Source organism: Streptomyces sp. SID5469, assembly GCF_009862865.1.
GTDB lineage: Bacteria > Actinomycetota > Actinomycetes > Streptomycetales > Streptomycetaceae > Streptomyces > Streptomyces avermitilis.
Genome location: NZ_WWIN01000001.1, coordinates 341686 through 360186, shown reverse-complemented (window position 1 = coordinate 360186; position 18501 = coordinate 341686). Strand labels below are relative to the sequence as shown.

Genomic DNA, 18501 nt, shown 5'->3' with positions numbered 1-18501 from the left:
CCTCGCGCGTCCTTGAGGTTGATCCTGCAGCGCTCGGACCTCCGCGAGCTTGAATAGCGCCACGGTGACGGTGCGATACCGGCCGACCGGCTGCTCGCAAGGTGTCGACGGGCTGGATCCACCCGGCGGCCTCCACGCTGAGATTGATCAAGCCCCCGCTGAGCGGCGGCCATGCCCCCGTCAGTCGTGACGGGCGAACTTGACCGCCGAGGCGAGCAGGATCACTGCCAGCACGGGGATAAAAGGACCAGGTCCGAGAACACGCCCAGGAGCAGCACGCCCAGCACCGCGCCGGCGGCGAAGCCTGCGGCCATCACCAGGCCAAAGCGGGAGTTCGCGCCGAGCACTGCGAAGGCGGGCGCCTTCGTTACACGGGTGACGTCACCAGGAGCCGCCGCCGCCGCCCCCGGAGCCACCGCCGACGTCACCACCACCACCGCCTCCACCTCCTCCGCCACCGCCGCTGCTGGACGCCGGGGCGGTGCTGGCGCGCGCGGTGTGGAGGAGCAGGCCCACGGCCAGGGCCGGGGCAATCCGGGAGGTCACGGCCGACCGGTGTTCGGGGACGGTGGTCGAGTCGGCGATCGCCTTCTCCCAGGCCTGGCCCACGTCCAGGGCCACCGCCCAGGCCGTGTACAGCTCCATCCGTTCCTCGTCCAGGGGCTCGTCCGCCTGGAGCGCGGCCGGGTCGGCGAGGTAACGCCGGAACGCCTCGGTCCGGAGCCAGAGGGCGGCGCCGCGAGGGCTGCGGGTCTCAAGTTCCCAGGAGCGCCGCCGCAGCGCGTAGCCGACACTCACGGCGATCAGGCCTACGGCGAGGATCGGCCAGCCGACCGCGTTCCGGCCGCCGCCGACCCAGGCTCCGAGCCCTGCGACGACAAAGCCGAGCAAGGTGGCGGCGAGGCCGACGGGCCGTCCGAGACGGGAACGACGCGCGGCGGCCGCGTCCCACAGGCCGCTGTCCGCCTGCCACTGTTCCAGCGCGCGGGTGAGACTCTCCCAGGCCGACCTGAACTGCGGGTCGTACCAGCCCAGGGTGCAGGTGTCGCGCCCCGAGAAGATGCTGCCGAAGACGACTCTCGCGACCGGGTCCGCCGGGGCGTCGGCCGGATCCCGGCGTCTCAGCGTGGGGTGCTGGTCGGTCCCCTCGACGGTGATGTGGCCGTCGGCGGCCGCGCCCAGCAGCCAGGCCACCTTGTGGTGGTGCCCTACGCCTTCGGAGAGGAGGATCCCGCCCTGGGCCGGGGTCAATCCCTCGGGGGGCACGAGGGACGGGGTGAGCGAGGCGGCGCGCCGGTCGAGGTCCACACGCCGGGTCCTGCCGGGCGCCCCGTCAGTGCCCTCCTCGGCGATCCGGTCACGGCCGAGGAAGCGCAGCAGTTGAACCGTCACCAGGGCGCAGGCCAGGGCGAAGAGGAAGGCGAGCAGGCCCACCCACAGCGGATGCGGGACGGCGGCGCCGACGGCTTTCCCGGAGGGCAGCGCGGGCAGGGCGGGCTTCGCGCCGGTCAGCTTCGCCCCACGGGAGGTGTACAGAGTGACGCCCTCACGCCCCTTGAGCTTGTCGAGCGTGACGGCGAGGTGGCCGGGTGCGGCCTTCTTGGCCGTACATCCGTCCTCCGACCCGTTGGTGCCCTGCACGCAGCGCGTGCCGGTGAGGTCGTAGGGCGCCACGACATGGATCTCGACGTCGGAGCGGTCCACCCGCCATCCCGTGCCGACGGCGTCCCAAGCGAGTTTGCCGTTCTTCACGACGTCCGTGAGCGTGTACTCGATGCGGTACCGGTGCACGCCGGTGACGGAGCGGTCGGGGTCGCCCACCTTGACGCGGGTGGCGATCTCCCGTCGGCCGTCCGGCTCCTCGTAGTAGTCGCCCGCGTCGAACTCCCACGGAACGCGGTGGCCATCCATGGTCGCGACGACCTTGGCGGTCTCCTGGTCGCTGTACAGACCCGGCACGTCGCGGTAGACGCCGTGCCGAGTCGCGTCGGGGTACCCGAAGTCGTAGTCGATGACCTCGGTGACCCGAACACTGCCGTCCGCGGCGACCTCGGCGCCCACCCACATGGTGTTGACGCGCTCCACGTTCCCGCTCACCCAGCCGAGCGCGACGAGACCGCCGAGCAACAGCGTGACAAAGGTGATCGCGAGCGGGTCGTTGATCCTGCGTCTGCGGGCCAGGGTCCAAATGTCCCTGGGGCTCTCGTCTTTTGCGGCACTCAAGGAAACACCCCCCACATCACGGGGCCTCCCCAGCCCCACGAAGATCGGAAGCGTATCCCGGCCGCGGACCGACAATAAAGAGCCGGTCCGCATCATGCGGACCGGCTCTTTCCCGATGGGCGATACTGGGTTCGACCCAGTGAGCTCTTCGGCGTGAACAAAGCGCTCTCCCACTGAGCTAATCGCCCGGGAACGGACTGAAGTCCCGCTGCTCCTCTGGGTGATCGCGGCTGCCGCGGGCTCCCACGGCATCGCGGCCGCGCTCCTGCTGACGGCCGGGTTCGACACGATTGCGGCGCTCCGAAGCACCGAAGGGGGAGGACGCGTAATCCCGATGCCGCACCGTACGAAGGGCCCCGGTCCCGTTCGGCGACTCCGGTCTCGAACGCCATAGTCGCTCCTCTAGAGACACCTGAGACTTGCCGCTGCCCATCATGCCAATCGCCGACCAGCAGATTGCCGGGTGCCGCCGAGCTCGCGCAGATCAATCAGCGCGAGCCCCATCTGGGCTCGGCCGCGAATACGCGACACCTGAACATGCGAGCTCACCAGTCTCACACCCCAACCCGTCGGCTACTCCGCCAGCGGGCGCCACGTCCCCCTCCGGTTCCCCGCGATTCCACCCCGAGAATCCGCGAACCCGTCGGCTTGGCGATGGGAAGACGTCCGGCACGCGCGGTTCGCGGGCTGGCACGGGATGGCCAACTGGATCAAGGCGGCGCTCAGCCTGGCCAGCGTGTGCGCGTTCATCATCATGCTGGACGCCGCCGACGACATCGTCTCCGCCGTGGCCCACCGGATCGCCACCGCGACCCCGGAGACCCAGCTGGCGTCGAGACCTCCAACAGCTTCTGGGCAGTGATCGACACCCCGATCCGCACGTACATCGCCCAGCACACCGACGGCCTCGCCGTCAGCGGATCCGCCGTCTACGCCTTCTGGCAGGCGGTCGGCCTGTTCGGCCTGGTCGGCGGCTTCTTCCACAGCACCGGCGCTCGCATCACCTACAGCCTCTGGGGAGCGGCAAGCGTCGGCATGGTGTGGTCCGCCTCCCCCGCCGACGGCCGCACCGTCGCCACCGGCATCGCCGTCCTCGCCTGGACCATCGCCTCCGTCTTCGCCCTGCGCGGCCTGAGTCTGCGCCCGGTCATCCACACCGCCTTCCAGCCCCACATAGCCCTGCTCGGCATCGCCGCCCCCGCGCTGCTCCGCTCGACGGCCGCCCTGCGTACCGGACTGCTGGTCCTGGCCGCGTCCCTATCTCTGATGCCCCTGACCCACGACAGCGGCGCCTGGTGGGCACTGCGGCTGATCGCGGGCGCGGCCAGCGCCCTCGTCTTCATGATCGCTACGAGTGCCATGCTGGCCGGGCTCGCCGCGCACATGACCGGCTGGGCCTTCGGCGGGGTCGGCGCGGGTATCGCCCTGTCCGGGCTGATGGTGGTGGCGGTGCAGCAGGCCGGCTCCTGGCAGACGGCCTGGTTCGCCTGCGCCGTGCTCACCGTGCTGCTGACCGTCGCCGCTTGGAATCTGGTCCCACGCGGCGCGGCGGCCACGGCTCCCGCCGCCACCGCTGCGGCCGAACGGCCGCGCACGCACCGCTGGTTCACCGCCCTGCTGACCAGTTACGTCCTTGAGGGCATCGGGTACATCATCGCCGGCACCTTCCTGGTCGCCGCCCTCCAGCAAGGTGCCCCCGGCTGGATCGGCAGCGGCGCCTGGATCGTGGTCGGCCTGGCCGCGCTGCCCTCGTGCGCAGTGTGGATGCGTCTGGCCCGGCTACACCGAACTCACGAAACCCCAGGTCACAACCACAACCTGAGATCTCTACCGAACCCGGGGTGCCTCTGTGTCTTGTCAAGTCCCATGGGCAGGGAGGGACTTGGCTTTTCGCTCGTCGGCGATCATGACGCGCCACACGTGGTCGGCCAGGCGGCGTTTCAGGCACCGCTTCGCTTCCTTCGCCGTCTTACCCTCAGAGAGTTTGCGCTGGTAGTACGCGTGTCCGGGTGAGTTCGGCATGCGTATCTGCACAACCGCGATGGTGTGGAGGACGGAGTTGAGCTGACGGTCGCCGGAGCGGGAGAGCCGGTGGCGGGCCTTGTCCGCGCTGGCGATCTCCACCGGGGCGGCACCGGCGTAGTTCGCGAACGCCGCCGAGGTGGGGAATCGGTGAGCCTGTCGGGTGCGGCCGATCAGCCGGGCGGCCATGACCGGCCCGATGCCCGGGGTGTCCATCAGTGCGCTGCCCGATGCCTCCACAAGGCTCTGCATCCGGGCAGCATTGTCCGTGAGCTGCTTGTCCAGTTTCCGGATCTCGGCGACCAGATCCCAGGCGATGTCCTTGCGGACGGTCTCGACGTCGCCAGCGGGACGGACGGACCGCAGCAGTTTGGCGGCCAAGTCCGCGGACAGCTGGGTCGGGGCGCCGCCGGGCAGCAGATCACGCAGCAGCGCGTGGAGTTGGTTGACCGTGCGGACCCGGGCCTGGGCCAGGTTCACACGCCGTTCGTCCAGGAGAGCCAGCGCCGTGGTGTGGTCCTCGGGCTCGACATCCCGTCCGTCTCCCTGCAAACAGGCGACGGTGGCGGCGGCCGCGGCGTCGATCTGGTCGTTCTTGCGCCGTCCGCCACGGGAGAGTTCGCGCACCCGACTGGTCGCCGCGGCAGGCACGTCGACGACGCTCTCGCCGCGGGCGATGAGCCACTGAGCGAGATGCCGGCCCAATCCGTTGGCGTTCTCCACCGCCCACTTCCGCTGCGGCCACCGCTTGGCCCAGGCCAGCAGCCGCCGGTAGTCCGTCAGGCTCGCCTCGATCCGCATCGTCCCGACCTGCTGGTTTGATTCCAGCTCGACGGCGGTGGCGGTGTGGGTGGACTTGTGGGGGTCAACACCGAGCAGTATCACGGGACAGTGTTCCTCACGGTCGGACGACAGGGCATCCACGGCCGACACGCCGACTTCCGGAACCAACCGGCCGGGACACGCCTCTGTTGAGTCAGACCGCGGACGGACACCGGACCGGCGACATACCCCGGGAGAGCCAGCCCCGAAGAGCGGCAGACGGTTCACGAGTCACCCGGCCCGGCGTCCTACGGCACGCTACGAGCGGCCAACCCGACCGCGTCCCGCTACCCCCATACAAGTCGGCGGTTCAACAGCGACTTCAAAGGCCCTCTCGCCGTCACCCCGGTCTTCGTCCAGCACAACGGCCGCGTCGCCGCACTCATCCAGGTGATCTGCGTGGCCCTGCTGGTGTTCTGCCTGATCGAGCGCCAGGTCCGGCGCGCGCTGAGCCATGACCAGACCATGCCCGGGCTGTATCCCGACAACCGGCGTGCACGGCCGACCGGCCGGATGATCCTCTGCCACCTCGGTGAACTCTGGCTGCGGGACCGGCACTGCCACCGACCCGCCAACCGTGGTAATCACCCGCGGCGTCCAGGTCCATCTACTCGACCTCCTCGGCATCGAAGTGACCCATCCACGCTGGCCACAGACCTGACCGACCCACCCGTGAAGCATGGAACTACGTTTATGCGGCTGCTCCCGTGGAACCAGCTGCTGCCGAACGCCGGATGACGTCCAGGGTGTTCCGTACGGTCTGGAGCGTGCTCGCGCGCATGCCCGCGATGGCCTCGCTGTCCTGTTCCACTTCGGCACCCTGGCCATGGAACAGAATCTCGCTGGCGAAGGTCAGGGTGAGGGCGCCGGATTCGTCCTCACCGATCTCGTTGTGGATCATCCAGGTGGCGCGGTCATCCTCACGGTGAAAACTGACACGCTGCCCTTGCTGGAAGGCGACATCCTCACGGATTCGCTCACCACGCACGACCACCTCGCGTACCAGGCTCTCGTCCGTGCGTTCCAGCACAGTGCACTCCGTCATGCCAGCGACGAATGGGACGGCGTTCTCGGCTTTGCTGAGCAGACCGGCCCACAGCCCGTCGCGGTCAAGACGGTGTTGATCTGGCTGAGTTGAGTCATTGACAGGCTGGGTGACCTCGATGCGTATCACGGTGGCTCCATGGAACGTTGCAGGCTGAATGCTTCGACCCGGCAACCACCTCTCGGCCTGGATTTATTCCGCTCTGCCAACCACGAGCGCGCGTCCCGTCGGCGGGAGTGTCTAAGCTTCGCTTTTATCCCTGCGGGGGGTGAGTCGCGGGTCTTGCGGCTGTTTTGACTGCGGGGTGGCGGGGTGCGGGCCCTCGCCGGTGGACGGCCTGCGGAGCGTCCGCAGGGTTGTGGCGGGTTGGCTGGTGTTCCCACTACTGCTTGAACGTGACGAAATCGTCGGCGGACACGGCCGGGTGTGAGCCGAGCTGGCGGCAGTGGTTTCTCCCAGGGCAGTCGGTGGTCGGCCACCAGGGTTCGGGCGAGGCGAAGTTGGGTGTAGGCGGCGATGACCAGCCAGGTCCACCTGTCGGCCTGCTCAGGGGTGCGGGGCCGGGGCAGGGTCCAGTTCAGAGTCTGGCGGGCGAAGCGGAAGGTGTGTTCGACGTCGAAGCGGCGGGTGTAGGCCCGCCAGAGCAGGTCCGGATCGGGGGTATGGCCGGGTGGTTCTGTCCACCACAGCCACAAGGTCTTCGGTGCTCGGTTCCGGCCGGGCAGCCGGTCGACGGTGAGCCGGACCAGGGTGCCGGGGATGATGGGGCGGGGCCGCGGCTGCCGTGGCCGTCGTGCTGCTGGGTCTTGGCGTGCAGGCGGTGCCACATCTGCACGGTCACTGCTCCGTACTGCTCGTCCGTGCACGTGTGGACGGCGTCCGGGGGCCGGCCAGGTGGTGGGGTCGGGGCAGGCGAATTTCGCGCCGTGGCGGCGCGGCCGTCCGGCAGCCGTCCTGCGCCGGGGCGGCGGGTCGGCGTAGAAGGACCGGTCGGACCGGACCCGGACAAGGATCTGGGCCGGAACGGCGGTGAGCTCGAGGGCCGGACGGACGGAGTCATAGCCGTCGTCGAACACGAACAGCGGTGCCTGCAGGCACAGTTCAGGACTCTGTTGCAGCAGGCCGCGGATCTGGCGGGCGGCGACCGTGTTCGGGTTCTCGCCCGGGACCAGGCGCCTGGCATCGACCGGAGCGGTCCACGAGTTCGTCTTCAACTCCAGGCCGACGAGCCAGGAGTAAGCCCAGCCAGCCACGATCGGCTGTCCCGCCGAGTGCCTGGAGGGGTGGTAGTAGTAGCCGCGTCCGGGTGAGCACTCCGCGTCGCTGCGGACCCACACGCTCACGTCCACCCCGAAGACCGGACATGACGCGGGGCAGCGAGCCGGCCAACAGCGCACGTGCCGCTTCGGCATCCACGCAGCCGTCGGCCAGGGCCGCATAGGTGCTGCCGTGACCACGCCGGTGCAGCCCGTCGAGCGACAGGTAGGGCAGGGAAATGACCGGACCGGCTGCCGGCAGGGCGTCGGTCAGCTCGAACAACGCATCCGCCCGTCGGGACAGACAGTCGTACCAACCCCGGCGGAAGCGCATCAGGTTGGCCTTGCCCTGGCGGCCTGCCCCGCCCCGAGCACACTGACAGCGACGGCCATCGCACCCTCCCCTGGTCTTCACCTACCGGTTGCGTCCAGGGAAGTGGTGTACGGGTTCGACCTGATCCGGGGGTTTGCTCCGGCGTCGGGATGAGGCCCGCATAGATGAACGGCCACCGGCTGATCTTCGAAGTGTCGAAGCCTCGAAGGAGATCAGCACGATGACCGCACCCGACAGTCTGCCCCTGCATGCCCTCGCGGAAGACAACCTCGCCGCGGCGAGTCCCGACCTGCTGCGCGCGATGGTCAAGACGTTCGCCGACGCGCTCATGTCCGCGGAGGCCGACGCCCTCTGCAACGCCGAATACGGGCAGGTCAGCGACGAACGCGTCAACCACCGCAACGGCTACCGCCCACGCGAGTGGGACACCCGCGCCGGCACCGTCGAACTCGCCGTCCCCAAGCTGCGCCAGGGCAGCTACTTCCCGCACTGGCTCCTGGAACGACGCCGACGGGCCGAACAGGCCCTCATCTCGGTGGTCGCCACCGCCTACCTGCTCGGCGTCTCCACTCGCAGAGTCGAGAAACTCGCCGAATCCCTCGGCGTCACCCAGCTGTCGAAGTCCCAGGTCAGCGCGATGGCCAAGCACCTGGACGAGCGGGTCGCCGAGTTCCGCAACCGGCCCCTGGACCAAGGCCCTTACGCGTTCGTCCGGGTGGACGCCCTGACCCAGAAGGTCCGCGAGGGCGGCCGTATCATCAACGTCCACGCGCTGATCGCGGTCGGGGTCAACGCCGACGGGCACCGCGAGATCCTCGGCATCGACGTTGCCACCGCCGAGGACGGCGCCGGCTGGCTCGCCTTCCTGCGCTCCCTGACCGCCCGCGGCCTGAAAGGTGTCCAGCTCGTCGTCTCCGACGCCCACACCGGTCTGGTCGCCGCGATCGGCGCCGTCCTGCCCGGAGCATCCTGGCAGCGATGCCGCACGCATTACGCCCGAAATTTGCTGAGCCAGGTCCCCAAGTCCGCCCAGCCGTGGGTGGCCACGCTGCTGCGGACCGTCTTCGAACAGCCCGACACCGACGCCGTCCAGGCCCAGATGCGCCACGTGCTGGACGCCCTGGAGGCCAAGTTTCCCAAGGCCGCCGCCCACTTGGTTGCCGCTCAGCACGACCTGCTGGCGTTCACCGCGTTCCCACGTGAGATCTGGCGGCAGATCTGGTCCAACAACCCACAAGAACGCCTGAACAAGGAGATCCGCCGCCGCACCGACGTGGTCGGCATCTTCCCCGACCGCACCGCCCTGATCCGCCTGGTCGGCGCGGTGCTGGCCGAGCAGAACGACGAGTGGACCGAGGCCCGCCGCTACATGGGCCGCGAGCTCCTCGCCAAGGCCCGCCTCCACCCGATCGAGTCAGAAACCGACGAGACCGAACTGCCCACCGAACTCACCGCATAGCCTCAAAACGAGATCACCGAGTGGCCGTCAATACACCACTCCAGCGGACGTGACCGCTGGACCTCAAGCACGATGGTTGTCACCATCAGGGCACGCTACTTGTCACCTGTGGCCAGTGCTCAGCCTTTCTGTCACCTGCTGTTCGTCGAAGATCAGCTTCGAGCGGCATGCGATGACTGGTTCGACGGCGCGCGTGTTCGAGCGCACGGGGTGCCGAGAAGGCGTTGGCCGCGCCCTTCCTGCTCGCGACTGACCGAGCTGGCCTGGTCGCCGAGGCTGGTTTGGCATGTCCGGGGCGGTCAGGGCTTTGCCAGGGCAGTTCGCAGAGCGTCGAGGGCGGCAGTGCGGAAAGCGGTCATTGAAGGTGCTTTGCCGTCGAGCAAGGCATCAGCACCGTGGTACATACCTGATTCGAGCCGCAGCTCGCAGGCGACGCCGGCCTCGCTCAGGCGTCGGGCGTAGTCAACATCTTCGTCGTGGAACAGGTCGATGTCGCCCACACCGATCCACGCGGGCGGCAGCCCGTCGAGGTTCCTACGCCTTGCCGCCGCAATATAGGGGCGATCGTCGCGGTCCTGTGGCGGGCGGCCGAGGTAGGAGGTCCAGGCGAAGCGGTTGGAGTCCGGGGTCCACGTATAGATGGCGCTGTTGGGAGGGTCGACGCGTAGAGCCGTGCGGTCGTCGAGCATGGGGTAGAGGAGGAGTTGGAACCGGACCGGCACTCCTGAATCGTGGGCGCGCTGGACTACGGCGGCGGCGAGTCCGCCTCCGGCGCTTTCGCCGCCGACGGCGATGCGGGCGGGATCGACGCCGAGGGCGGCGGCGTTGGCGTGAAGCCAGCGGAGCGTCCTGAAGCAATCGTCCAAAGCTGCGGGGTACGGATTTTCGGGTGCGAGGCGGTAGTCGACGCTGACGACCAGAGCGCCGAGTTCGTCGGCAACGCGGCTGCACCAGGTGTTCTCCTGCCGAGCGGCACCCATGACGGTTCCTCCGCCGTGGATCCAAAGCAGCGCTGCGCGCGGCGCTTGGCCTGATGCCTGGTAGGTGAGCACCCCGACGGGGAGGTCGTCGGTCGTGGCCGGCAGCGTGCGCCGCTCGACGCGGACGCCGGGCCTGGTGGCGGCTCCCACCAAGGGCACGAGGCGGCGAGCGATGGCCAGAGTGACCGGGTTGCCGAAGTTCAGCGGAAGGAAGAGCACTGGGTGCCGCAGCTCGTGGGGGACTGCCGCCAGAGCGCGGCGACGTGTGCTGATCGCCGCAGCAGCGCCGAGGGTTGCTGCGGCGCTCAGTCCGCTGAGGACGCGTCGGAGTGTCATGTACTGCGCACCTTTCGTTCGGATGGTCGCGGTTCTCGGCTTCAAGCGGTGGCGCCTTGCCGGTCGGCCGCGGTCTCCAGGTCGGGCAGTGGCTGCCGGCAGATCTCGTGGGCCTCGTTGCCGGGAAGGCCGAACATCCGCAGCAGATCCTCGGCGACCTGGTCGGCCACTTCGGCGTCGTCGCGTTCAGGGCTGTCGCGCAGGAGTCGGCCGAGGCAGAGCGCCGCGCCCGCGACAACGGCTTCCGCTTGACACGTCCACCTTATCGGTAACAGTGTATCCATTATGAGTACCTGGTCTGAACCCCAGCCCGACTCCCGGTTCGTCGTGGTGGACGGCCTGCGGATCCACTACAAGCGTGCTGGGCATGGCCCGGCTCTCGTGCTGCTGCACGGCAGTGCCTCGTCCCTGCAGCACTTCGACCGCGCGACGGATCTGCTGTCGGAGTCGTTCGATGTCATCCGTTCCGACCTGCCGGCGTTCGGGCTGACGGGCCCGCGCCCGGACCGCGACTACCGCGTTCCGGCGTACGCCGCGACGGTGACGGGCTTCCTGGAGGCGCTGGGCGTGCCGTGCTACGCGTTGGCCGGTAATTCCCTGGGCGGCAACATCGCCTGGAACGTTGCGCTGGATCATCCGGAGCGGCTGACCGGCCTGGTACTGGTCAATGCCACCGGCTACCCGGAGAAGACGGTGCCCGCGGGAATGCGCCTGACCCGCAACCCGCTGGTGCGGCCCCTGCTGAGGCGGGTGATGCCGCGCGGAGCCATCGAGCGCAGCCTGCGCGAGAGCGTCGGGCCGTCTTCGCAGATCGTGGACGACGCCATGGTGGACCGCGCCCATCAGCTCATGAGCCGCCCCGGTAACCGCTCGGCCTTCGTCGACTTCTGCAACACCGACCAGCCGGACCGCAGCGCGCAGATCCCCCGCATCACGGTGCCCACGCTGGTGCTGCGCAGCGCGAGCATCGACGGCCAGCACTTCGCCCGCGACATCCCCGGCGCCCAGGAGCTCGTCCACCCCCACGGCGGACATCTGCTGCCGGAGGAGGAACCGGAGTGGGTCGCGGACGCGATCGCGACGTTCCTCGGCTCCTGCGCCGACACACCCGCGAACTGAGGGCAAGGAGGCCCGTTCCATGAAGTACTTCGTCGCCTCGGTCGAGGACCGCAAGCTCACCGCCGACTCGCGCAAGGCGCTGCGCGGCAGTTTCATCGAGCTGTCCGACGGCGTCACCCACTACGAGTTGACGGGGCCCGAGGACGGAGAAGTGGTCCTGATGGCGGGCGGTCTGACCATCCCGCTGTTCTACTGGGACGGCCTCGTCAGCGAGCTGCACGCCCGCGGGCTGCGCACGCTGACCTGCAGCGCCTACGGCCGCGGCTACTCCGACCGGGTACAGGCGCGATACGACGAGACGCTGTTCACGCGACAGCTGGCCGAACTGACGGACCGGCTCGGCCTGACGGCGCGGCCCCTGCACCTGGTCGGCACCTCCATGGGCGCGCTGGTCAGCATGACGTACGCCGCCCAGTACCGCTCATCGCTGTCCACGCTCACCATTGTGGGCCCTGCCGGTCTTGCGAAACCTCAGCTGACCTCCCCCCACCGACTGCTGCGCAACGACTGGCTGGCCGACCTCATCGCCCGGCGGCGCGGCCGACAGATACTTCAAGGACACCTGGGGCACAACGTCCGCGACCCCGAGCTCGGCGGGAAACTGACCGAGATGGTCCTCGACGCCTTCCGCTTCGAGGGCTCGCTGTACGCGGTCTTCGACACGCTGCAGCACCTGCCTTTCACCGGCCGTGACGACCTCTTCCGGCGGACGGGGGCCCTGGGTATTCCGACGCTGCTGCTGTGGGGCGACGAGGACGACGTCACGCCGCTGACGCAGTTCGACACAGCGCGCGCTCTGCTGAAGCCCCAGAAACATCACGTAATTAACAAATGCGGGCATATGGCCCCCTATGAACGGCCTCGCGACGTCGCCGATCAGCTCGTCCCGTTCGTGTCCGCACGCACCGAAAGGCTCGACTCATGAACAACCCGCAGGCCATCGACGTACTGATCATCGGTGCCGGCCCCTCGGGCTCCGCCTTGGCGATCGACCTCGTACGCCGCGGCCTCGACGTCCGGATCGTCGACAGGTCCCCCCACGCTTTCGACGGCTCGCGCGCCAAGGGCATCCAGCCCCGCAGCCTCGAAGTCCTCGAAGACCTCGGCGCTCTCGACGACGTGCTGGCCGGCGGAGACACCTATCCCAAGCTCGGGCTCCATGCAGGACCCATCGGTGTGCCGTGGAAGATGTTCCCCCACAAAGAGGCAACCCCGGACGTCCCGTACCCGAACACCTGGCTGATCCCGCAGTTCCGCACGGACCGCGCCCTGCACGCCCGGCTCAGTGAGCTCGGCCGCGAGGTCGAGTTCGGCAAGGAGCTGACCGAGCTGACGCAGGACGAGGACACGGTGGTCGCCAAGGTGGTGGGCGCGGACGGGGTCGAGGAGATCGTCGCCCGCTACGCCGTGGGGGCCGACGGCGGCTCCAGTGCGGTGCGCAAGCAGCTCGACATCGGTTTCGTGGGGACGACGGACGAGTCCGACCGCGTGCTGATCGTGGACGCCTCGGTCAGTGGCCTGGCCCGCAACCGGTGGCACATGTGGCCCGGCCTCGGCGGCAAGCTCATCGGCGCCTGCCCCATCCCCGACAGCGACATGTTCCAGTGGATGATCCGGCTCACGCCCGACGAGAAGCCGCCCCAGGAGATCGGCGCCATCATCGACCGGATCCACTCCCACACCCGCAACCGGCACATCCAGCTGCACGAGATCCACTGGAAGTCCGTGTTCCGGCCCAACATCCGTCTCGCGGAGCACTACGGCCGCGGACGTGTCTTCCTCGTCGGCGACGCCGCGCACGTCCACACGCCGGCCGGTGCCCAGGGTCTGAACACCGGTATGCAGGACGGCTACAACCTCGGCTGGAAGCTCGGCCAGGTCCTCGCCGGAGCCGACCCGGCTTTGCTGGAGACCTACGAGGCCGAGCGGCAGCCGATCGCCGCCGGGGTCCTGGGCCTGTCTACGGAGAAGTGGGGCGGCATCGCCAAGCTCGACCCCTCCAGCATGAAGCGCGGCAAGGACGAGCAGCAGCTCTCCCTGACCTACTACGGCGGCCCGCTCGCCCCCGACGGCATGCGCACCGGCACGCTGCACGTGGGTGACCGCGCCCCGGACGCCCAACTGCTCGGCGCCGACGGCGCCGAGACCCGCCTGTTCAACCTCTTCCAGGGACCGCACTTCACCGCCATCGCCTACGGCCCCGGCGCCGCCCGGGACCTCGAACTCCTCGACTGGCCGACGACGGGCGCCCAGTTGAAGCGGCTGACCGTCGGATCGGCCGCGGGCGGCGGCCGCGCCTTCTCCGACCCCAAGAACACGCTGCAGAGTGCCTACGGCCTGACTGGCGACACACTGCTGCTGATCCGTCCCGACGGCTACCTCGGGCACATCGCCACTCGGGATTTCCTCACCACCACACAAGCGGCCGTGCGGGCAATGGCGCCGCAGGCAAAGACCCGCACCATGTCCCAGCCGAGCCACACCTACCCCCTTGCATGAGCCGCACCCTGCTGCGCGGGGCGCACGTCATCACGATGACGCCGCACCGGCCGGACGCCGAGGTCGTCGACTTCTCCGAGCGCATCGTCATCAGCCAGCCCGCGCTGGACGGCTGTTGCGCGACGCCCTGGAGCACCATCCCGAGCGCGATCTGCGGGGCGGAGCCGACGTCACGGCCAGCGAGCAGGAGGAACTCCCCGGCTCCGGGCCGGGGGCGGGGCACGCTGCGCGCAGGAATGGACGGTCGGCGACAAGCCCCGACCTGATCGACCAAATCGCCCGTCTGGTCGCCGAGCGATGCGCCCGGCGGCAACTCGACCGTGCCCGACCCATCCCATAACAGCCTCGTAACGCCGCCACGACGCCGACACCCTGGAAGTACCCTCATGATCCTGACCATCACCCTCGCCTGCCTCATCGCCCTGATCTTCGGGGCAAGCGGAGTGCTCAACACACTCGCATTGCCGAAGGCACGTGAGCTGGCCGCCGAGACCGGCTTCTCCGTCGCCGCTTACCGCCGCATCGGCGTGCTGCAACTGGCAGGAGTCGCCGGCGTGGTGCTCGGCCTCGCCGTGCCGCCGCTCGGCGGCCTCGCGGGGGCCGGGCTTCTCCTGCTGCTTGCCGGAGCTGTGGTCGTGCACCTGCGCCAGGGCGACCCGGTTGCCAAACTCGTGCCCGCCGCCGTGTGCGCGGTGCTTGTCGCGTCATACCTCGCGGCCTTGTTCGCCTGAAGCGCTGCCGATCGAGTCCACGCCTCCACGGATGGGCAGCGCCAGCAGTCGCCCTGAAAGCAGATAAACGGCTACAGTGTAGCCAGTATTAGAGTGGCAGGAACCGCGGCCACCTGGGCCTGATGGCGCTCAAGCCGCGACCGAACGGTCCGCCCGACTTCACCAGCGCCCCTCCGTCCACAGTGCCGACCCCCGGGGGGTAGACGATGCCCGTCCTGATCGTGATAGCGATCTACGCTGTCCGGATCGCGCGCGCCCCCCTGGACCCGCGCCTGAAGAAGCGCCACGTCGGACCCCTGTCGGTCACGACCGGAGCGGTCATGCTCTACCTGGCCTGGGACTGGCTCAGGCCCGAGGGCCTCAGCGCTGTCTATTTCGTCGGCGAGTTCGCCGGCGTCCTGTCCGCCTACCTGATGTCCTGCACCCTGGTGCTGGCCACCCGCCTGATGTGGCTGGAGCAGTGGTTCGGCGGCCTGGACCGCATGTACCGCCAGCACAAGCGGTACGCCGTATGGTCCATACTCCTGCTCACCCCCCACCTGCTCCTCCACTTTTTCTCCGGTTTCGACGGGAGCCAGTACGGCTACGCCCACCGGACCGCGTCGGTAGGGATGGGCCATCTCCTCGGTGCCGTCTCCGCCATCGGCCTGCTGCTGCTCGTCCTCATCTCACTCGGCCAGGTCGGCCGCATCCTCCGACTGCCCTACGAGCGCTGGCTGTTCCTGCACCGCCTCACCGGCCTGCTGCTCCTGTCGGCGCTGTTGCACGGCTGGTTCCTCGATCTCATCATCAACGGATCCACGCCCCTCCTGGCGATCTACGTCACCATGGCCACCGTCGGCATGACCGCCTACGCCTACGACGAACTGGTGCTACGGCACAGGGAACCCCGGGCGGACTACACCATCCACCGCGTCGAGCGGCCGACACCCGACATCCTCGACCTCACCCTCACGCCCACCGGCAAGACGGCGCTTCCCGTGACCGGAGGCCAGTTCGTCTACCTGCGGGTCGGCGGCTGGCACGAACACCCCTTCAGCGTCGCCGGAACGCAGGCCGACGGCTCGGTACGCCTCACCATCCGGGCCCTGGGCCGCGGTACACGCGGCCTCTACACGGACGTGAGCGAAGGACACCCCGCAACCCTCAAGGGTCCTTACGGCATGTTCGACCACACCCTCGGCGGACCCCGGCAGATATGGATCGCGGGCGGCATCGGTATCGCGCCCTTCCTCGGCTGGCTCACCCACCCCGGTGCGGAGCCGGCCCAAACCGACCTCTTCTACTGCGCCGCCACCGCCGAAGACGCACCGTTCCTCTCGGAACTCACCGCAGCGGCAGCACACCGCCCCGAGTTCCGGCTCCACCCGACGTTCAGCCGCAGCCACGGCCGTCTGACCGCCGAAAGAATCCAGGCCGAGGCCGGACCGATCACCCCCGACACGCACGTCTTCCTCTGCGGCCCCGCCTCAATGATCGAAAACCTCACCCGCGGCCTCCACCGCCAGGGCGTCCCCCGCCAGCATCTCCACGCCGAGCACTTCGCCTTCCGCTGACGAGCCGCCGACCACACGAGATCACGCGCTCTAGCACCAGCAACTGTGGCGACGCTCCATGCCGGCCGAGATGACCCCGTAGGCGGGCGGCTCAGGTTCGCATCGTCCTGGCTGGTCAGGCGTCGTCGCGCAGGTGGGCGAGCCCGCTGAGAAGGAGTTCGAGTCCGAAGGAGAACTCGTCCTCGATCGGAACGGGCATCGACCCGGCGACGGTAACCGTGGCCGGGAACAAGGCTGGATCGACACTCTGGAAGACGGCGGACACTTGTGCGTCCGCGAGTTGCCCGCCGCCGCCATGACCGTTGACCTGTATGGCGAATCCGAGGACGTAGCGGGAGAGGGTGGCAAACGCGTGCGCGGCCAGTCGCGGCGGGAAGCCGCTGTCGAGCAGCGCCGCGACACAGTGCTCCCGCAGCGCCATGGCGTTCGGCCCCAGGGGTATCTCTTCGACCAGCAGGCGCGCCGCGTTCCGGTGCCGGGCCAGTGCCTCGAACATGGTATGCGCGACCGTCCGCAGCGCTTGCTGCCAGCCCATCGCGAGGAGTTCGTCGCCATTCAGTTCCACGGCGCCGAACATGCGGTCCACGACATGGGCGACCAGCGCTGCCCGGTTGTCGAAATGCCGGTACAGCGTCGCCGTGCCCGAGCCCAGGCGCTGGGCCAGCGTCCGCATCGAGAGAGCGTCGGCCCCTTCATCGTCCACGATCTGCAGTGCGGTGGAGACGATGCGCTCCAGCGGCACGGGCGGACGCCCCGGGCCCCGAGCCGATGCCGTGGCCGCTCGCATAGGACCAGCTGGTGCCACTGAACGCCCACCTCCTCGGCTAGAACCATAACAGCAACACCGTATCCATTTTGGAGATCGCCGGTTGGGCATGGAGTGGCGGCGCCCCCTTCGATCCACCCACCGGTGACCGCTCCTATGGAGTTCGACGGCGGGCGGGTGAACGCCAAGGACTGATGTTCCAAGAGCGAGGTCTCGCGGGTCTGCCAGGACCTGGACTGTCAGCTCACTGCATTCCGCAGCCGCCATTTGAAGCATGTCCGGTTCCCGTACGTGTACCTGGACGCGACCTGCTGCATAGCCCGTGTCGAGCACCAGATCGTGTCGCGGGCGGTGGTGATCGCCACCGGGATCACCGAGGACGGCGGCCGCGAGGTGCTGGGAATGATGGTCGGCGACAGCGAGACCCAGGTGTTCTGGACTCAGTTCCTGCGCTCCCTGCGCGAGCGCGGCCTACCAGCTCAGCACCGTCCGCGACTGCGAACCCTTGCCGCCGTGTCCGGCAGCGGACAGCCCAGCGCGTCAAGATCCGCCAGGGCGGCTGGTGACAACTATCGCGCTTCGGCACAGCGCCCACGGCCGCCTGCGGCAGCCACCATCCTCAGGCCGCCGGCCAAGCGCGCACTGACGGGGTGGGGCCGTCCGCCTCACCGTTCAAGGGGCGATCGGGTCCGGGCGCTTGTCTGGGTGGGTGGCCGTGACGTACTTCATGGCTGTGGCCTTGCCCAGGCCGAACAGCCGCATCAGGTGGACCGGGTCGGCTGTATGGCGGGCTTCGTCGTAGATGCGGTCCTCGCGCAGTCGGCGCGCGGGGAGGCCGGCGCGTTCGAACACGGTCTTGGTGACCTCGGTGCTGAGCATCGGCTTGGTGGGATCGGTGGCAGAGATGCGGCTCACGAGGAGGTGCGGGTTCGTGGTCCGTGGCCAGCTGTGATGGGGCTGCCGCAGCCAGGCGGTGGCCAGGGCGGTGGTGATCTCTTCGAGGTAGATGTAGTGGTCGGCGCGTCCGGGGCGGCGGACGCGCAGTCGTCCCCGGGCTCGGTCGAGGTCGTCCAGGAGCAGGCGCGGCAGGTCTTCGTGCGTGAGGGCGTGGATGGCCACGAGGGCGATGATCAGCTGGCTTCGGGCGTCCTCGACGCGGGTCAGGAGACCCTTGAGGGTGTCGCTCGGCAGCGGGGCCGGGAGCCGTGGAGCGGTGGTCAGGGTGATGTGGCGGGCGGGGTCGCGGAAGATCTTGCGTTCGCGGCGCAGCGCGCGAAAGAGCGACCGGAGCGGGGGGTGGACCGAATGCCGGCGGGCGGCTTCGGTCCCATCGAGGACGGCGGTGATGTGGCT

General features: G+C 69.0%; 16 protein-coding genes, 1 tRNA gene and 2 pseudogenes. 10 read left to right on the top strand and 9 right to left on the bottom strand.

What is annotated here, in order from left to right:
• Window positions 1-221: 221 nt before the first annotated feature.
• The 3 genes from GTY58_RS41210 to GTY58_RS01640 form a co-directional block, all read right to left on the bottom strand.
• Window positions 222-347 (bottom strand): hypothetical protein, encoded by a 126-nt coding sequence (locus GTY58_RS41210; RefSeq protein WP_255344998.1) that lies wholly within the window; start codon window positions 345-347, stop codon window positions 222-224.
• A 34-nt stretch (window positions 348-381) separates the two neighbouring features.
• Complete coding sequence (locus tag GTY58_RS01645) at window positions 382-2223, bottom strand: DUF2207 domain-containing protein (RefSeq protein WP_159029056.1); 1842 nt, start codon at window positions 2221-2223, stop codon at window positions 382-384.
• 116 nt (window positions 2224-2339) lie between these two features.
• A tRNA-Val gene (locus GTY58_RS01640) sits at window positions 2340-2411 on the bottom strand.
• Window positions 2412-2920: 509 nt separating this feature from the next.
• On the opposite strand from GTY58_RS01640, the gene GTY58_RS01635 reads away from it, so the two are divergent.
• Together GTY58_RS01635 and GTY58_RS01630 are read left to right on the top strand one after the other, a co-directional pair.
• Complete coding sequence (locus GTY58_RS01635; protein WP_154696709.1) at window positions 2921-3085, top strand: hypothetical protein; 165 nt, start codon at window positions 2921-2923, stop codon at window positions 3083-3085.
• Window positions 3082-4236 carry a YbfB/YjiJ family MFS transporter gene (locus GTY58_RS01630; protein WP_010981740.1) on the top strand — a complete coding sequence of 385 codons (1155 nt, stop codon included), beginning with the start codon at window positions 3082-3084 and terminating at the stop codon, window positions 4234-4236. Before GTY58_RS01635 ends, GTY58_RS01630 begins: the two co-directional genes overlap by 4 nt.
• On the opposite strand, the pseudogene GTY58_RS01625 reads toward GTY58_RS01630, so the two are convergent.
• Together GTY58_RS01625 and GTY58_RS01620 are read right to left on the bottom strand one after the other, a co-directional pair.
• Window positions 4189-5130, bottom strand: a pseudogene (locus GTY58_RS01625) (IS110 family transposase); the annotation flags it as partial. The gene GTY58_RS01630 and the pseudogene GTY58_RS01625 overlap by 48 nt on opposite strands.
• Before the next feature lie 628 nt (window positions 5131-5758).
• Complete coding sequence (locus GTY58_RS01620; protein ID WP_159029057.1) at window positions 5759-6241, bottom strand: SRPBCC family protein; 483 nt, start codon at window positions 6239-6241, stop codon at window positions 5759-5761.
• Between the two features lie 1681 nt (window positions 6242-7922).
• Here GTY58_RS01620 and GTY58_RS01610 point away from each other — a divergent pair.
• Complete coding sequence (locus tag GTY58_RS01610; protein WP_010981736.1) at window positions 7923-9161, top strand: IS256 family transposase; 1239 nt, start codon at window positions 7923-7925, stop codon at window positions 9159-9161.
• Window positions 9162-9460: 299 nt separating this feature from the next.
• Here the strand turns inward: GTY58_RS01610 and GTY58_RS01605 are convergent, their stop codons facing one another.
• On the bottom strand, window positions 9461-10477 hold the full coding sequence (locus tag GTY58_RS01605) for an alpha/beta hydrolase (RefSeq protein WP_010981735.1): 1017 nt from the start codon (window positions 10475-10477) through the stop codon (window positions 9461-9463).
• Window positions 10478-10518: 41 nt separating this feature from the next.
• The gene (locus GTY58_RS01600) at window positions 10519-10761 is read right to left on the bottom strand and encodes a hypothetical protein (RefSeq protein WP_197586325.1); all 243 of its coding nucleotides are present in this window, start codon (window positions 10759-10761) and stop codon (window positions 10519-10521) included.
• Window position 10762: 1 nt separating this feature from the next.
• Between GTY58_RS01600 and GTY58_RS01595 the strand changes: the two genes are divergently transcribed.
• The 6 genes from GTY58_RS01595 (at window position 10763) to GTY58_RS01575 (ending at window position 16382) form a co-directional block, all read left to right on the top strand.
• Window positions 10763-11596 carry an alpha/beta hydrolase gene (locus GTY58_RS01595; protein WP_010981734.1) on the top strand — a complete coding sequence of 278 codons (834 nt, stop codon included), beginning with the start codon at window positions 10763-10765 and terminating at the stop codon, window positions 11594-11596.
• A gap of 19 nt (window positions 11597-11615) precedes the next feature.
• Window positions 11616-12521: an alpha/beta hydrolase gene (locus GTY58_RS01590; RefSeq protein WP_010981733.1), complete on the top strand. Its 906-nt coding sequence runs from the start codon at window positions 11616-11618 to the stop codon at window positions 12519-12521.
• Window positions 12518-14095 (top strand): FAD-dependent oxidoreductase, encoded by a 1578-nt coding sequence (locus GTY58_RS01585; protein WP_010981732.1) that lies wholly within the window; start codon window positions 12518-12520, stop codon window positions 14093-14095. The genes GTY58_RS01590 and GTY58_RS01585 overlap by 4 nt, the downstream gene beginning before the upstream one ends.
• Window positions 14092-14361 (top strand): hypothetical protein, encoded by a 270-nt coding sequence (locus GTY58_RS39310; RefSeq protein ID WP_037653036.1) that lies wholly within the window; start codon window positions 14092-14094, stop codon window positions 14359-14361. Before GTY58_RS01585 ends, GTY58_RS39310 begins: the two co-directional genes overlap by 4 nt.
• 120 nt (window positions 14362-14481) lie before the next feature.
• Window positions 14482-14826, top strand: coding sequence for a DoxX family protein (locus tag GTY58_RS01580; protein WP_037653034.1), 345 nt, complete (start codon window positions 14482-14484; stop codon window positions 14824-14826).
• 206 nt (window positions 14827-15032) lie between these two features.
• A complete protein-coding gene (locus GTY58_RS01575) occupies window positions 15033-16382 on the top strand; it encodes a ferric reductase-like transmembrane domain-containing protein (RefSeq protein ID WP_010981729.1) in 1350 nt (449 codons plus the stop codon).
• Window positions 16383-16497: 115 nt separating this feature from the next.
• On the opposite strand, the gene GTY58_RS01570 is transcribed toward GTY58_RS01575, so the two are convergent.
• Window positions 16498-17124, bottom strand: coding sequence for a TetR/AcrR family transcriptional regulator C-terminal domain-containing protein (locus GTY58_RS01570; RefSeq protein ID WP_010981728.1), 627 nt, complete (start codon window positions 17122-17124; stop codon window positions 16498-16500).
• A gap of 222 nt (window positions 17125-17346) precedes the next feature.
• On the opposite strand from GTY58_RS01570, the pseudogene GTY58_RS01565 reads away from it, so the two are divergent.
• Window positions 17347-17622, top strand: a pseudogene (locus GTY58_RS01565) (transposase); the annotation flags it as partial.
• A gap of 198 nt (window positions 17623-17820) precedes the next feature.
• Here GTY58_RS01565 and GTY58_RS01560 read toward each other — a convergent pair.
• Window positions 17821-18267, bottom strand: coding sequence for a hypothetical protein (locus GTY58_RS01560; protein WP_062804687.1), 447 nt, complete (start codon window positions 18265-18267; stop codon window positions 17821-17823).
• Between the last annotated feature and the right edge of the window lie 234 nt (window positions 18268-18501).

Bases quoted from the DNA above. Each gene is read 5' to 3' on its own strand.
- GTY58_RS01580 (WP_037653034.1), top strand. From the start codon at position 14,482: ATGATCCTGACCATCACCCTCGCCTGCCTCATCGCCCTGATCTTCGGG.
- GTY58_RS01575 (WP_010981729.1), top strand. From the start codon at position 15,033: ATGCCCGTCCTGATCGTGATAGCGATCTACGCTGTCCGGATCGCGCGC.
- GTY58_RS01585 (WP_010981732.1), top strand. From the start codon at position 12,518: ATGAACAACCCGCAGGCCATCGACGTACTGATCATCGGTGCCGGCCCC.
- GTY58_RS39310 (WP_037653036.1), top strand. From the start codon at position 14,092: ATGAGCCGCACCCTGCTGCGCGGGGCGCACGTCATCACGATGACGCCG.
- GTY58_RS01635 (WP_154696709.1), top strand. From the start codon at position 2,921: ATGGCCAACTGGATCAAGGCGGCGCTCAGCCTGGCCAGCGTGTGCGCG.
- GTY58_RS01600 (WP_197586325.1), bottom strand. From the start codon at position 10,761: ATGGATACACTGTTACCGATAAGGTGGACGTGTCAAGCGGAAGCCGTT.
- GTY58_RS01595 (WP_010981734.1), top strand. From the start codon at position 10,763: ATGAGTACCTGGTCTGAACCCCAGCCCGACTCCCGGTTCGTCGTGGTG.
- GTY58_RS01605 (WP_010981735.1), bottom strand. From the start codon at position 10,477: ATGACACTCCGACGCGTCCTCAGCGGACTGAGCGCCGCAGCAACCCTC.
- GTY58_RS01590 (WP_010981733.1), top strand. From the start codon at position 11,616: ATGAAGTACTTCGTCGCCTCGGTCGAGGACCGCAAGCTCACCGCCGAC.
- GTY58_RS01610 (WP_010981736.1), top strand. From the start codon at position 7,923: ATGACCGCACCCGACAGTCTGCCCCTGCATGCCCTCGCGGAAGACAAC.